We start from the raw sequence: 13268 nt of genomic DNA on the forward strand, positions 1-13268 counted from the left end.
GGCCGGCGGCCCTTGACACGTCCCCCAAACTCGCCGATGACTTGCCTGACCATTTCGCGGGTATGATGTAATGGTAGCCTGTCAGCTTCCCAAGCTGAACGCGCGGGTTCGATTCCCGCTACCCGCTCCATCTGGTTTCCCAGTGCTTTGCGCCGGTTTGGCCGTAGCCTGAAAATGGCCGGTCTTACAGCAAATTTGTCAGCTTCTGTTCCTGATCTGGTCGCTCCGACAGGTCGGCGTGTAGAACGTGGTGGCGGCCGTGCCACGCAGGTCGTGGAAGGGCAGGTCGCGTTCGCCGAGGCCGGCATCCAACTTGTCGCTTTGAATCACGACGAGAAGCGGTCAACGGTCCAGGGTCTGGTGCGGGGTGGCGAAATTCATGCGTTGGGTTGGGGCGAAGGGACGGCTCTGGAATTCGGTAAAGGCGGCCGTGAGGCTTTGGGCTTGTTCAAAAATGCTTCAATGCAAGGGTTCGATGCCCGTTGCCGCTCCACGGTGCCAGCCGTCAGGGCTGCTCGTCCTCTTCCGGCTGGGCGTTGATCGGACGGTGCTGGGTCTTGTTCCAGAAGAACGGCTGGCGGCGCAGTTCTGCCACGGCCCGCCAGGCGGCGACCGACATCAGGGCCCAGTAGCCAACCACCAGGACTGGGCGCCAGCCGACGGCCTTGCTTTCGTCTCGTTCCATCGCCGCCCGCCCGAGCGCGACGAACACGGCATAGCTGCCGAACAGGTTGATCATGTCGATGCAGAACAGCCAGCGGTGCAGTCCGTCCGAGGTGAACGGACCGTCGCTGGCCATCCGGGCGATGACGAGGCCGACATAGCCAACCAGCAGCGGGTGGGCGAGCGCGGATGCGAGCAGGCCGCCGATCAGCACCAGCATCACGGCAAAGGGCCACGGCCCGATCTCCCTTGCAAGATGGGCTGGCTGGCGCATGAGCACCAGCCAGGTTTGCAGCCAGCCCTTGAACCAGCGGGTGCGCTGGCCGAGCCAGCTCCGGACGTCCTCCGGTGCCTCCTCCAGCGTGGGCAGGCTGACAGTGCCGCAGCTGTAGCCCATGCGGTAGAGGCGCAGGCCCAGGTCGGCATCCTCGGTGACATTGTGGGGATCCCAGCCTCCGCAGCGCGCCAGCGCCTCGGTGCGGAAATGGTTCGATGTGCCGCCGAGCGGCATCGGCAGCCGCCACGCCGCCAGCAGCGGCAGCAGGCGGCGGAACAGGCCGGCATACTCCAGCGCGAACAGCGCGCTGATCCAGGAACGGTCGCCATTGGAGATGACCAGCGGCGCCTGCAGGCAGGCAAGTGCGGGCGGTGCTGCGCGAAACCGCGCCCACGCCTCGTTCAGTTGCGCCGGATGCGGTCGGTCCTCGGCATCGTAAATGACGAGGAACTCGCCGCGCGCGGCCGGAAGCGCGTAGGACAGGGCTTTCGGTTTCGTACGCGGCAAGCTCGGCGGCACCTCTACGATCTCGAATTGCGGCCCGAGCGAGAGCCCTCGCAAGGCATCGATGGTCGCGCAGTCGTCGGCCTCGCAGACGAGCTTGATGTCGAGGCGCGAGCGCGGCCAGTCCAGCCGGGTGAGGTTGTCGACCAATTGCCGGGCGACAGCCGCCTCGTGATAGAGCGCGACGAACACCGAATAGACGGGATGCGGTCCCGCCGGTAATGGCGCCTCGAAGCGGTCCGGCGGGTTGCAGAGCAGTGCGGCCAGGCGGATTGCGAAGGTGCAGAAGAAGAGGCCGGTCAGGGCGACATGCGCGACCGCGAGGGTATCGAACGGGGCGAGGGCGGCCGCAAACAGCAGCGTGGACAGACTCGATCCGGCGTAGAAGGCCTGCCGCCCGCAAACGGTCAGGCGGGCGCTGTGCTGTGGTGCCGTGTCGAACAGGCCGGTGACGGTTTCGCGCGCGCGCCGCGCCGCGCCGGCACGCCAGACGGCATGGCGGATCGCCTGCGGCGTGGTCACGACCAACTGTGCGCGCAACTGCGGGGTGCGGTCAAGCAGCGCCTGCAGCTGGGGTAGTCGCGAGGCGGCTGGCACGACCGCCGTCAGCGGTGGCCGGTCGTTGCGGGTGATGCGCACCAAGCGCGGGTCCCGGAGTTGGGTGTCGAGCCCTTCCATGTCGACGACCGGCCCGGTGTCGGGCCGGAACGGCAGCCCCAGGCAATCGGCAAGGGCCTCGTAATACGTGTCCGACCGCGCCGATCCGCTTGCCAGCAGTTCTGCTTCGACCGACGTCGCGTTCTCGAGGGCTTGCCGAACCAGGTCCTGAATCAGTGGCTTGCCGAAGCCGAGCCGGCGAATGATTGCCGCCTCGGCCAACACCTCCCTGCGAATGGCAGCGGCTTCGTCGCGCGCAGGGGGGCGCTCCGCTGCGGTCGCCTTTGCGGTGGAAATGGCCTTTCGATCGGGATAGTCTGCAAGCCGCATGCGGTCAGCGCTGCATCTTCATGATGCATCGCTCTCCCCCTCTAAACCCCAAGTTGATGATAATGCGGAACGGCCGGATTTCAAGACATTTCGCAGCGCTCGCATTCTGCCTGATCGGCGTGGCCGCCATGGGCAGGATTGCCGAGGCGGAACCGACCGCGCCAGTGGCGTTTCCGAGGAGCTTTGACAGTCGGGAGCGGGTTGCCAGGCCCGACCTGACCGGGATCCAGCGACTGCGGTTCCTGACGGCGGTCGATTTCCCGCCCTTCAACTTCATCGATCAGACCGGCAAGCTCGCCGGGTTCCACGTCGATCTCGCGCGCGAGATCTGCCGGGATCTGGACATCATCGCGAAATGCCAGATCCAGGCGATGCCCTTTGCCGAGCTCCGGGAAAACCTGGAAAAGGATGCGGGTGAGGCGGTGATCGCCGGCGTGGCGGTGACCGCCGCGCTTAGGCGCGACTTTTTCTTCTCGCGCCCCTACATGCGTCTTCCGGCCCGGTTTGCGATCCGCTCGGCAGGGGTCGCGGAGACAACGGCAGCGCTGTTGCAAGAACGCCCGCCCGGTGTCGTGGCCGGCAGCGTGCACGAGGCCATGCTGAAGGCCTATTTCCCGTCGCTGAGGCCGGTGCCGTTCAAGTCCCAGGCAGAGATGCTCTCGGGCCTGAAGCAGGGCAAGGTCGATGCAGTCTTCGGCGACGGCCTGCAACTGGCGTTCTGGCTTGCCGGCCCGCAGGCGGACAAGTGCTGCCGACTGTTCGACGGCCCCTATTTCTCGGAGAACTTTCTCGGCGAGGGGCTGACCATCATGACACGCAAGGACACGCCGTCGATCGGCGGCGCCATCGACCATGCGCTCCTGTCCCTGGCCCGCAGCGGACGTCTCGCCGAGATCTACCTGCGCTATTTCCCGATCGGCATCTACTGACCGGCGGCCGGTTGCCGCGCGGCGCGCCCGGCCGGCTTACAGGCGGCGAAAGCGGGCGATCGCCGCCCGCTCGATCGCGGCGCAGGTCAGCTTGTCCAGGCCGAGCCGGTCGCGCAGCATCTGCAACAGGCGGATTTCCTCGTTGCGGATCCGCTGGTCTGCCGCCGCGATCTCGACCGCCAGGGCGTAGGCGGTGTCGGCCAGCCGTGGCGGGACGCGTTCGCGGATCACCTCGAGGGCGATATCGAGCCCTTCGGGGGCCGACAGCAGGGCGGCGCATTCGCGGGCGCTGTGCACCAGTCGCTCGTCGTCGAAGCCTTCAAAGGCCGGTAGAAAGCGCGCGAGTCGGCCGATGCGGGCAAGCTCGGCATCGCTCATGGCATTGTCGACGGCGGACATCATCACCATCACCTGGATGAGGGCGTCCTGCAGTTCATGGCGGTCGGTCATGGCATCCATCTTGTACGTTGCTGGGATCAGTTGGCGCCCGTGCTACCGGACCTGGACCGGGTGCGGCGCGGATCGGGGCTGTGCAGGCCAAGCCCCGCCTGCCGCGCGGCGTCGGCGGCCGCTGCCAGCGGCGAACCGGGTTCCGCCTCGGCCCAGCCGTTCTCCGCCAGCCATTGCGACAGGTCCTTGCCGGCCAGCGTGCAGCTGGCCTGCGCCGTGCCGGTCCACTCGATCGAGGGCACGTCGCAGTCGATGGTTCGCCCGCGAACGAGATTGGCGAAGGCCGTGCGCGCCATTCGCCCGCATGGCCATCCTTCGCCCGAGATGTCCGTGCACTGCCGGTTCACCGCGACCGGAACGATGCCGCTCAGTTCCAGCATCTTGCCGCCAACGCTGAACCGCCCAGCGGCGAGCACGATCGGCCGGGCCAGCGCGACGGGGTCGGCCGGCGCCACCGGCGGGTCCACGGCGGCGTTGAAATGCGGCACCGGTTCGGGTGCGGGCGATGACGTATCGGTCGGCGGCTCGGCCGGTTGCGCCGTCCGGCCATCCGCCTGCGCGGGCGCGGCCGTGTGGATCGCGGCATCGCCGTCGTCGGCAGGCGGCATGGAAAAATCGTCCTCCGCCGCCCCGGGTGCAATGGTTTCGACATCCGGCACTTCGAGCGTGAATTCCGCTCCGCCCGAGGCCTCCCGGCCCCGGATCTGGGCTGCGCCGACCGCGACGATCAGCGCCGCCAGCCCGACGCAGGCGGCGCCGCCGATGAAGGTGCTGCTGGACGAGGTCCTGGCCAGTGACGTCACGACGCATGCCCTCGTTTCATTGGCTTGCCCAGATGATCCTGGCAACCCAGTCGACCTCGCGGATGTCGAAGGACCGGTTGGGGTGCTCGGGATTGAGCGACAGCAGTTCGATCGAGCGCGGCGTCTGCCGCTGCAGGACCTTGGCCATCACCTCGCCTTCGCGCGTCCTGAGCACGACCCGGTCGCCGCGGCGCACCTGTGCACCCGGCTCCACGATCAGAACATCGCCGTCGCGATAGACCGGCATCATGCTCTCGCCCTGCACTTCCAGTGCGTAGACGCCCTGCTTGTGCTCAGGCGATGGCGGGAATTCGACGACATCCCAGCCCTGTCCGGCCGGAAAGCCGCCGTCGTCGAAGAAGCCGCCGGCTCCGGCCTGGGCGAAGCCGAGCAGCGGGATTGCGCCGTCGCCGCGACGGCCGGCGGGCGGCGGGCCGGCGCCTCGGCTGGCCGCGGTCTCAAGGCCGATGAACTCGTCGATCGTGGTACCCGTCGCGTCCAGAACCTTGGCGATCGATTCTGTCGAGGGCCAGCGCAGCCGGCCGTCGACGCCGAGCCGCTTGGACTTGTTGAACGAAGTCGGATCGAGGCCCGCCCGGCGGGCGAGGCCGGACGGAGACAGTCGGTGGCGCTCTGCCAGGGCATCGATCGCCGCCCAGATCGTCTCGTGGGAAAACATGCCGCTCGTCCTGATCCTCGGCCGGGTGCGCCGGCCGATCGCGGGAAAAGCATAACGAAGCCACCGGGGCGAGTAAAGAAAAAAGGAAAATAATCCTTTACTGCTTGTCCTGCGCTGCCTTGCGCCGTGCGACGACGCGCTCCCGCCAGATCGTGAAGATACCGGCGCCGACGACGATCATCGATCCGATCAACAGACTCGGCGTCAACTGCTCGTCGAAGAGGGTGACACCCATTACGCCGGCGAGCACGAGTTGCAGGTAGGTCAGCGGCTGGACGGCGGCAGCGTCGAGCAGGTCGTACGCGCGGATCAGGAAATAGTGGCTGACCACGCCGGCGACGCACAGCATTGCCATCCATCCCCAGTCGACCGGCGCCAGTGGCGTCCAGTAGAACGGACCGATGAGGGAGAGCGTGATAGCGCCAACGGTGCCGATGTAGAAGAGGCTGGTCGTCGCCGAGTCCTCGCGGCTCACCAGGCGCGTTGCGATGACGTAGAAGGAAAAGATGCCGGCGGCCAGCAGCGGCAGCAGCAGTGTCGGCGTGATGCCTTCGGGGCTGGGTCGGAGGATGATGAGCACGCCGACGAGGCCCGCCAGGATCGCGGTCCAGCGCCGCCATCCGACCTTTTCGCCGAGCAGCGGCACGGAAAGGAGTGCGACGAACAACGGGGTCGCCGAGAAGATCGCCTGCGACTGCGCCAGGCCGACCAGGGCCAGCGCCGTGATGACGACGATGATCTGCGCCGACAGCATCGTTCCACGCAGGATCTGCAACACCGGCCGGCGGGTTTTCACTGCGGCCCTCAATCCGCCCTTCGACCGCGCGGCGAGAAGGATCGCGAAGGCGGCGAAGGCCCAGAACCGGATCATGCCGATGAAGGCTGGCGGGTAGAGCCCGCCGAGGTGCTTGGAGATGGCGTCCTGAATCGCGAAGATCGTTATCGCGAGCAGGGCGAAGATGAAGCCTCGGCGTTTCGAATCCATTCCCCCGCCATATACCGGGCGGAGGCGCTTTGCACGTCAATTCAAGGGGATCGGCCGGCCACGTCAGCCGCGACGGAATTCGAGCACGTCGATGCGCATGTTGATCGCGTCGATGACCTGACGGTGCAGGCGCTTGTCGTTGACGCTCATGCGCTCCATGCGCAGGCCGTCGGCCTGTTCATGAGGCAGGAATTCGCAGCGGGCGATATTGCGGCCGTCCGTGCCGAAACGGATGATGCGCGTGGCGGCGTCAGGACTCTCGGCTGGCTGGATGTCATTTGCCGATGGCGCCAGCCGCTTGATGGCGTCAACGCAATAGGCCTCGTGCCGGATGTCCTGCAGGCTCTTCTTGCCAGGAGCAGCCGTGTCGCCGACGGGACCGGGATGCGCCGAAAGAATGGTAAAGCCTCCGCTCAGCGTCACGATCGCGGCAAGCAGGGCTCCGCTGACAAGTGCTGCTCTTGCGTCCCTTCTGGAATCGTTCTTCATGTTTGTTCTCCCTGCCGCCAGTGCCGTACCTTTCGGGAGGAACGCTCATCGGCGGATCATCGTCGTTGTCTGATCATGAATTCCTTGCAGTCGGGGTGAATGCCCGTATTGGGGGAAGATGTTTCTTTTGCTTTCGTTTTCCGTGCAGCGAATTGCAGATCGAAACAATTTCGCACCTCTTGTGAACGTGGCGACCGATCGCTTTATTCGTCGTTTCTAATTTTACGGGGTGATTTTTGCAGTCGCCGCAGCCCGCCGCTGTTTCCAGAGGAACATGCGAGGGGTGGTCGGTTCCATCGAACGGCCGCGCGCTGTTGCGCCGGTCAGGCTGGGGCGGTCCGGCGGTTGTCTTGCCGGGGTCCCAGAGCCGGGAACGAGGTGTGAGCTTCCCGCAGCGAGGATCGCCGTCGCCCGATGCGCGCGAAAGCACGCGGCGACTGGCCGTCCCTCGTAGGGCTCGTGCGGCGTCGGGAACGCCGGCCGGAAAGGGCGAGCGTTCCCGATATGGCTATTGCAGCTTGCCGTCGCCGCTGCGGTCGGCAGCGGCGAAGTCGGCCATTACCCGGTTCATGAACTCGGTCTGGCTGACGCTGCCGTTGGAGTTGGTGTCCGTCGCCGCAAACTGGTCCGCACTCAGAACCATCTGCGCTTCCGACCTTTCCAGGACGCCGTTCTTGTTCTTGTCCAGGCCCGCGAAAGCTGCCCTCATGAAGGCCTGATACTCGGAGCGCTGCACCTGCCCGTCCTTGTTGGTGTCGAGCTGGTTCTTGTGGCCCTCGTGCATTGCGCCCGATTGCGCCTGGGCGAACGCTAGCGTGCAATGGCACGTCATGACGGCGGCCATGAGTACAGCATACTTCATGAGGTTGTCCCTTTCAGGTTACCGGCAGGTGAGGCGATTGCCCAGGACGCCGCCGATGCCGATGCCGCCGCCGATGGCCGCAAGCTGCCCGGTTCCGGCTCCGATCGTGCTGCCGACCAGTCCGCCGACAATGGCGCCGCCGACCGTGCCGGCTACGCAACCGAACTCGGCATTACGGTCAATGACGCTTTGGGAGACGGGCTGCGACTGGCAGGCCGACAGGGCCAAGGCGGAACTAAGGACGATGGTTACCGTACGCTTTCTCATCTTTACCCTCCAAGTGTACTTTTACGATTCTCACGTGGAGCTGAGGCCATGCCGCGCAATAGCTGGTCGAAAGTCTGTAGGCAGGGATCCCCTATGCAACGGCTGGTGAGTGAAACTTAGTGCTTGCGGCGAAAGCTGGCCGTGAGAACACATGCAATACATGAGCGCGCGCAACGGGCACCCGCTCTCCTGGCTCGATCCACGCCGCCTAGGGGGTGGACGCCGCTATCCTACAATCGCCCATTGGTGATGGCAACTCCCGGTGAACCGGGGATCTTGCGCCGGCGCCGCGACGGTGCGGCCGGTGCGGGCCGCGCCACACCGTCCGCGCGCGCCATCCCGTTGGAATCGGCGCAGATTTGCGTGGCGGGTTGCGGCGGCATGCGCTATCACAGCCTTGAAGGTGGACGATCCCGAGCCATGAATCGAAACGAGGACGGCAGCGCCGCTCCAACCATTGCCGACGTCGCCCGGCTTGCCGGGGTGTCGCGCGCCGTCGCCAGCCGGGCGCTGTCGAATGCGCCGCGCCCTGTCTCGGCGGACAAGCGCGAGCGCGTCATCGAGGCCGCCACCCGGCTCGGCTACAAGCCCAATCTGCTCGCCCGGAGCCTGACGACGAAGACGGTCAATCTCGTCGCGGTCGTCGTCAACCACATCCATGATCTCTCCGACCTCGACCTGTTCGACCGGCTGATCGAACGTGTCCAGACGACCGGCAAGCAGGTGATCCTCGTGCGGATCGGCTCTGTCGACCGGATCGAGGAGTTCCTGCGCAACGGCGTCGCCTATCACGTCGACGCAGCGCTGGTGTTCTCCGACTTCGCCGATGCGCCGACGGTGCGGCGCATGTTCCGCTCCGACCTCGTCGTCATGCTGAACGGCCTGCACGATGCGCTGTCGCCGGTGGTGATCGCGGACGAGGCGGCCGGAATTGCCGAAGCGGTGACCGACGCGGCGGCGAAGGGCGCGCGGACCGCCGCGCTTGTGACCGGCCGATCGTCCTCGCCGGTAGAGCAGGCTCGGATCGACCACTATCGCAAGGCGCTCGCGGCGAACGGCATCGAGTTGGCCCGGACCATCCAGGGCGACTATTCCTACGAGAGCGGCCATGCCGCCGCCGCCGCGCTGGCGGGCCAGGACTGCCCTGACGCGGTCTTCTGCACCTCCGACGCCATGGCGATGGGCATTCTCGACGTCTGCCGCGCCGATTTTCCCAAAAACCGCCCGACCCGCTTCCGCCTCTATGGTTTCGACAATCTGTCGCTGACCGACTTTGATGCCTATCCGATCTCCTCAATCGGTTTCGACAAGTCGGTCTATGTCGAACACATCGTCGACATCATTGCCGGTCCGGACGCATTTGATCCGGGGCAGTCGCCGGTGACGGTGCCGACACGCTTCGTGCCGCGCCTGACCGCCTGACCGCCTGAACGAAACAGGCCGCCCGAAGGCGGCCCTTGGAGTGGGGTAAGGAAACGCTCACCACAGCGGGGTCAGCGTCGGGGGGTTGGCATCCGTGCCCCACCACTTCTTGTAGTTGGCCTCGTAGGCGCCCGACTGGATGTAGTCGGAGACGAACATGTCGAGCCAGCGGACGAATTCCGGGTCGCCCTTGGCGACGGCGATGCCGATCGGATCGTTGGAGTGCAGGCCGGGAAGTGTCACCAGTTCCGGATTCTTGGTGGCGAGGTAGTCGAGCAGGGAAGAGTCCTCGATCGCCGCGTCGACGCGCTTCTGCTGCAGTTGCAGCACCCCGTCCGGGGCGAACTGGTCGACATAAACGAGTTCCGCTTCCGGCACGGCCTTCTTCAGGAAGGTTTCCCCGGTCGTGCCGCGGCCGACCACAACCTTCTTGCCGGCCAGGCCCTTCAGGTCGGTGATGCCGGCGTCCTTCTGCACGAGGATGCGCAGGCCGGCGCGATTGTAGGGGATGGTGAAGTCGACCGTCTTGGCGCGCTCGAGCGTCGCGGAGGTATTGGCGACGGCGACGTCGATCTGCCCGGAGACCAGCATCGAGATGCGCGCGTCGCCCGACACGTCGACGAATTCGACCGGGACCCCGATCTTCTCGGCCAGCATCGTCGCGACGTCGACATCATAACCGACCGGGTTGTTCTGCGTATCGCGAAAGCCGATCGGCTCGCCGCCAAGTGACACGCCGATGCGGATCGTTCCGCGCGATCGGATGTCGTCGATCATGCCGGCGAAGGATGGAAGCGCAGTGCCGGCAACGACGGCCAGCGTGGCAAGGGCAGTCAGGATTTTCTTCATGTTCAGTTCCCTCTTCGTGTTTATGCCGTTTTCGCCGCCCGAAGTTCCGGTTCGGGCATCGAGTCCTCCCAGAGCCAGTAGCGAATTTCGCCGGGGCATCTGAAGTTCACCACCTCATGGTTTCCCTTGGCGTCGACGGCATGGATGACCACGCCGGCGAGGAAGCCGGTGGACAGTTCCTTCAACTCCTCGACGGCGAGCCCGACGGCGTCGGAAAGCGCATGGCCGAGCTTGAGCGCCAGGACGATGGTGCGTGCCGTCGCGCAGCGCATTGTCATTTCGCCGGTGTGCGTGCAGGCCGCCGCACCGTAGCGGCTGTCGGCATAGAAGCCGGCGCCGGGAATAGGGGAATCGCCAAGCCGTCCAGGGTATTTCCAGGCCCAGCCCGACGTCGAGGTCGCCGCGTGGATCCCGCGGGCGGGATCGGTCGACAGGAAGACGGTCGTGTCACGCACGCGTTCCGGGTCGGTGATGGCGCGGCTCAGCGGCGCCAGCGGGATGTCGGGGAACCGAGCCAGGTCCTCCGGCGAAAGCTCCTGCTCCAGCCGTTCCCACCAGACGCGCCTGCTATCCTCGTAGAGCAGGTCGTCCTTGGCAAAGCCGATTTCGCTGGCGAACCGCCGCGCCCCGTCGCCGGTCAGCATCACATGCGGCAGACGCTTCATCACCTCATGTGCCAGCGCTGCGACGGGCAGCGTGTCGGGGACCGCGCCGACCGCGCCAACCTCGCGCGTGTTGCCGTCCATGACCGCGGCGTCCAGTTCCATGCGGCCGAGCATGTTGGGCCAGCCGCCGTAGCCGACGCTCCGGACCTTCACCTCCGATTCAACCATCCCGATTCCGGCGACCATGGCGTCGAGGCTGGTGGCGCCGTCGCGCAGCATCCGGACCGAGGTGGGAAAACCGGGCCAGGCTTCGCTGTTGGCCAAGAGCAGCATATGTCTATCCTCTAGTCTTTTCGCATTTTGGAGAGGAACTGGGCAACGCGCGGTTGCGCCTTGCCGCCATCGGCGGCGAAGAACCGTTCGGTGGGCAGGTCGACCAGCAGCCGCCCCTTGTCGAGGAAGACGATGCGATCGGAGATCTGCCGGGCGAACTCGATCTCGTGGGTGACGAAGAGCATCGTCGTGCCCTCCGCGGCGAGCTTGGCCAGGATCGCCAGCACCTCGGCCGTCATTTCGGGGTCGAGCGCGCTGGTGACCTCGTCGAGCAGCAGATAGCGCGGCTGCATCGCCAGCGCGCGGCAGATGCCGACGCGCTGGCGCTGGCCGCCGGAAAGCTGGGCCGGGTAGGCGGCTGCGCGGTCGCCGAGGCCGACCGAAGCCAGCAGCGCCCGCGCCCTGGCTTCCGCCTCGGCGCGCGGCTGTTGCAGCACCTCGACCGGGGCCAGCGTGATGTTGCCGAGCACGGTCATGTGCGGATAGAGGTTGAACAGCTGGAACACCGTGCCGGAGCGCTTGCGCGCCTCGGCCAGGTCCCTCGGCCTGCTGACGTCGAAGTCGTCGACCGTGATCCGGCCGCCGTTCAGCCGCTCCAGGCCGTTGATGCAGCGGATCAGCGTCGACTTTCCGGAGCCGGACGAGCCGAGGACCGACACGACCTCGCCCGGGGCGATCGTCAGGTCGATGCCGTCGAGCACGGTCAGGTTGCCGAAGGACTTCCGCAGGTTCTCGACTTTCAGCATGTCAGAGCCCTCTCCAGTCGCTGTGCGCCCGCAGGCGGGTTTCGAAGCGGGTGCCGAGCAATGCGACGAGCTTGGCGGCGAGGTAGTAGAGCAGGCCGACGGCGGTCCAGACCACGAACGGCTTGAGTGTCCGGAGGTTGAGGATGTCGCCGATCTTGGTGAGGTCGACGACGCCGATGACCGAGATCAGCGACGTCACCTGCAACTGGTTGACGAGGAGGGCTACCAGCGGTCCGATGGCGAAGGCGGTCGCCTGCGGCGCCACGACATGGCGCAGCACCTGCCAGCGGCTCAGGCCGAACACCCGCGCCGCCTCGATCTGGTCGCGGCCGATCGACTCGATTGCCGAAACGGCGATGACATAGACGAACGCTGCGGTGTTGGCCGACAGCGTGATCGTCGCGGCCGCCACCGGGGTCACCCGGATGTGCAGCAGTGCCGGCAGCCCGAAGAAGACGAGGAACAGCTGCACCAGCACCGGCGAGTTCTTCAAGAGCTCGGCGAGGAAGGCGACGACCTGCGACAGCACCGGCACGCGGTAGAAGCGGACCACCGCCCAGATCGTGCCGATCGTGATCCCGATCGCCGAGGTTGTCAGAAACAGTGCGATGCTGACGCCGAGCCCCTGGACGAGCAGGACAAGGTCGTAGGGTGTGAAGTCGGTGAAACGCATCAGTCGACCGCCTCCATCATGTCGCGGTTGAGGCGGCGATGCAGGTAGGCGATGCCAAGCGACAGCAGGTAGGTCAACGCCGCATAGACGACGAGCAGCACGGCATAGACCTCGAATGGCCGGTAGGTTTCCGACACGACGATCTGCGCCGAGCCGGTCAGTTCGTTCAGCGTGATGGTCGAAAGGATGGAGGACGTGAGGATCATGTTGATCAGCACCGATCCCAGCGGGCGTACGGCGGTTCGCAATGCGATCGGCAGGACGATGCGGGTGAAGATCACGCGCTTTGAAAGCCCGCTGACCTCGGCGGCCTCGATGATGCCGGGATCGATCGCCAGGATGCCGGCGCGAATGGCATCGGAGGCATAGGCGCCGCCGGCGATGGAGAGCGCGATCACGCCGGTGCTGAAGGCGTCGATGTAGATGCCGATCTCGGGCAGGCCATAGTAGAAGAAGAACAGCTGGACGATGAAGGGGACGTTGCGGAACGCATCCACATAGGCAAAGGCGATCCTCTGCAACAGTTTCGAAGCGGAGGTGCGGGCGATCGCGACGAGAGCGCCGACGACCACGCTGCCGACCAGCGAGAGCGCGCAGGCCTGCGCCGTCAGCATCGCGCCTTCGGCAAGGAAGCCGAGATGCGGCAGGAGTATCGACAGATCGAATCGCACACGCGCTCCGGACTTGCGACTGAAACCGGTTTCATCGTGATGTGCGCCCGACCGCTTGTCAATTGTCATTCGCG

15 protein-coding genes and 1 tRNA gene are annotated in these 13268 nt (G+C 66.0%); 3 read left to right on the top strand and 13 right to left on the bottom strand.

The window, feature by feature from the left end; translation table 11 throughout:
- Window positions 1-56: 56 nt before the first annotated feature.
- Window positions 57-130, top strand: a tRNA-Gly gene (locus tag ACXAGF_RS02125).
- A gap of 375 nt (window positions 131-505) precedes the next feature.
- On the opposite strand, the gene ACXAGF_RS02130 is transcribed toward ACXAGF_RS02125, so the two are convergent.
- On the bottom strand, window positions 506-2431 hold the full coding sequence (locus ACXAGF_RS02130; RefSeq protein WP_475014155.1) for a glycosyltransferase family 2 protein: 1926 nt from the start codon (window positions 2429-2431) through the stop codon (window positions 506-508).
- Window positions 2432-2493: 62 nt separating this feature from the next.
- Here ACXAGF_RS02130 and ACXAGF_RS02135 point away from each other — a divergent pair, with 62 nt between their 5' ends.
- Window positions 2494-3360: a transporter substrate-binding domain-containing protein gene (locus ACXAGF_RS02135; RefSeq protein ID WP_475014156.1), complete on the top strand. Its 867-nt coding sequence runs from the start codon at window positions 2494-2496 to the stop codon at window positions 3358-3360.
- A 36-nt stretch (window positions 3361-3396) separates the two neighbouring features.
- Here the strand turns inward: ACXAGF_RS02135 and ACXAGF_RS02140 are convergent, their stop codons facing one another.
- From ACXAGF_RS02140 to ACXAGF_RS02170, 7 genes are all read right to left on the bottom strand, one after another.
- A complete protein-coding gene (locus ACXAGF_RS02140; protein WP_475014158.1) occupies window positions 3397-3819 on the bottom strand; it encodes a tellurite resistance TerB family protein in 423 nt (140 codons plus the stop codon).
- Window positions 3820-3836: 17 nt separating this feature from the next.
- The gene (locus ACXAGF_RS02145) at window positions 3837-4613 is read right to left on the bottom strand and encodes a thermonuclease family protein (protein ID WP_475014161.1); all 777 of its coding nucleotides are present in this window, start codon (window positions 4611-4613) and stop codon (window positions 3837-3839) included.
- 16 nt (window positions 4614-4629) lie between these two features.
- Window positions 4630-5292, bottom strand: coding sequence for a LexA family transcriptional regulator (locus tag ACXAGF_RS02150; RefSeq protein WP_475014164.1), 663 nt, complete (start codon window positions 5290-5292; stop codon window positions 4630-4632).
- A gap of 97 nt (window positions 5293-5389) precedes the next feature.
- On the bottom strand, window positions 5390-6277 hold the full coding sequence (locus ACXAGF_RS02155) for a DMT family transporter (protein ID WP_475014166.1): 888 nt from the start codon (window positions 6275-6277) through the stop codon (window positions 5390-5392).
- Between the two features lie 63 nt (window positions 6278-6340).
- The gene (locus tag ACXAGF_RS02160) at window positions 6341-6766 is read right to left on the bottom strand and encodes a hypothetical protein (protein WP_475014167.1); all 426 of its coding nucleotides are present in this window, start codon (window positions 6764-6766) and stop codon (window positions 6341-6343) included.
- A 508-nt stretch (window positions 6767-7274) separates the two neighbouring features.
- Window positions 7275-7628: an EF-hand domain-containing protein gene (locus tag ACXAGF_RS02165; protein WP_475014168.1), complete on the bottom strand. Its 354-nt coding sequence runs from the start codon at window positions 7626-7628 to the stop codon at window positions 7275-7277.
- A gap of 18 nt (window positions 7629-7646) precedes the next feature.
- Window positions 7647-7895: a hypothetical protein gene (locus ACXAGF_RS02170; RefSeq protein ID WP_475014171.1), complete on the bottom strand. Its 249-nt coding sequence runs from the start codon at window positions 7893-7895 to the stop codon at window positions 7647-7649.
- Between the two features lie 420 nt (window positions 7896-8315).
- Between ACXAGF_RS02170 and ACXAGF_RS02175 the strand changes: the two genes are divergently transcribed.
- Window positions 8316-9317, top strand: a complete 1002-nt coding sequence (locus tag ACXAGF_RS02175; protein ID WP_475014173.1) for a LacI family DNA-binding transcriptional regulator — start codon at window positions 8316-8318, stop codon at window positions 9315-9317.
- Between the two features lie 57 nt (window positions 9318-9374).
- Here the strand turns inward: ACXAGF_RS02175 and ACXAGF_RS02180 are convergent, their stop codons facing one another.
- From ACXAGF_RS02180 to ACXAGF_RS02200, 5 genes are read right to left on the bottom strand one after another with little or no spacing between them, the layout of a single operon-like run.
- Window positions 9375-10166 carry a transporter substrate-binding domain-containing protein gene (locus ACXAGF_RS02180; protein WP_475014175.1) on the bottom strand — a complete coding sequence of 264 codons (792 nt, stop codon included), beginning with the start codon at window positions 10164-10166 and terminating at the stop codon, window positions 9375-9377.
- A 20-nt stretch (window positions 10167-10186) separates the two neighbouring features.
- A complete protein-coding gene (locus tag ACXAGF_RS02185; RefSeq protein WP_475014177.1) occupies window positions 10187-11104 on the bottom strand; it encodes an isoaspartyl peptidase/L-asparaginase in 918 nt (305 codons plus the stop codon).
- 11 nt (window positions 11105-11115) lie between these two features.
- Window positions 11116-11850, bottom strand: a complete 735-nt coding sequence (locus ACXAGF_RS02190) for an amino acid ABC transporter ATP-binding protein (protein WP_475014179.1) — start codon at window positions 11848-11850, stop codon at window positions 11116-11118.
- Between the two features lies 1 nt (window position 11851).
- Window positions 11852-12523, bottom strand: coding sequence for an amino acid ABC transporter permease (locus ACXAGF_RS02195; RefSeq protein WP_475014182.1), 672 nt, complete (start codon window positions 12521-12523; stop codon window positions 11852-11854).
- Window positions 12523-13194 (bottom strand): amino acid ABC transporter permease, encoded by a 672-nt coding sequence (locus tag ACXAGF_RS02200; RefSeq protein WP_475014184.1) that lies wholly within the window; start codon window positions 13192-13194, stop codon window positions 12523-12525. Before ACXAGF_RS02200 ends, ACXAGF_RS02195 begins: the two co-directional genes overlap by 1 nt.
- Window positions 13195-13268 lie beyond the last annotated feature (74 nt).

Source organism: Mycoplana sp. ABR4_002, from assembly GCF_056159645.1.

Bases quoted from the DNA above. Each gene is read 5' to 3' on its own strand.
- ACXAGF_RS02140 (WP_475014158.1), bottom strand. From the start codon at position 3,819: ATGGATGCCATGACCGACCGCCATGAACTGCAGGACGCCCTCATCCAG.
- ACXAGF_RS02155 (WP_475014166.1), bottom strand. From the start codon at position 6,277: ATGGATTCGAAACGCCGAGGCTTCATCTTCGCCCTGCTCGCGATAACG.
- ACXAGF_RS02195 (WP_475014182.1), bottom strand. From the start codon at position 12,523: ATGCGTTTCACCGACTTCACACCCTACGACCTTGTCCTGCTCGTCCAG.
- ACXAGF_RS02130 (WP_475014155.1), bottom strand. From the start codon at position 2,431: ATGCGGCTTGCAGACTATCCCGATCGAAAGGCCATTTCCACCGCAAAG.
- ACXAGF_RS02180 (WP_475014175.1), bottom strand. From the start codon at position 10,166: ATGAAGAAAATCCTGACTGCCCTTGCCACGCTGGCCGTCGTTGCCGGC.
- ACXAGF_RS02185 (WP_475014177.1), bottom strand. From the start codon at position 11,104: ATGCTGCTCTTGGCCAACAGCGAAGCCTGGCCCGGTTTTCCCACCTCG.
- ACXAGF_RS02175 (WP_475014173.1), top strand. From the start codon at position 8,316: ATGAATCGAAACGAGGACGGCAGCGCCGCTCCAACCATTGCCGACGTC.
- ACXAGF_RS02135 (WP_475014156.1), top strand. From the start codon at position 2,494: ATGCGGAACGGCCGGATTTCAAGACATTTCGCAGCGCTCGCATTCTGC.
- ACXAGF_RS02150 (WP_475014164.1), bottom strand. From the start codon at position 5,292: ATGTTTTCCCACGAGACGATCTGGGCGGCGATCGATGCCCTGGCAGAG.
- ACXAGF_RS02170 (WP_475014171.1), bottom strand. From the start codon at position 7,895: ATGAGAAAGCGTACGGTAACCATCGTCCTTAGTTCCGCCTTGGCCCTG.
- ACXAGF_RS02165 (WP_475014168.1), bottom strand. From the start codon at position 7,628: ATGAAGTATGCTGTACTCATGGCCGCCGTCATGACGTGCCATTGCACG.
- ACXAGF_RS02160 (WP_475014167.1), bottom strand. From the start codon at position 6,766: ATGAAGAACGATTCCAGAAGGGACGCAAGAGCAGCACTTGTCAGCGGA.
- ACXAGF_RS02190 (WP_475014179.1), bottom strand. From the start codon at position 11,850: ATGCTGAAAGTCGAGAACCTGCGGAAGTCCTTCGGCAACCTGACCGTG.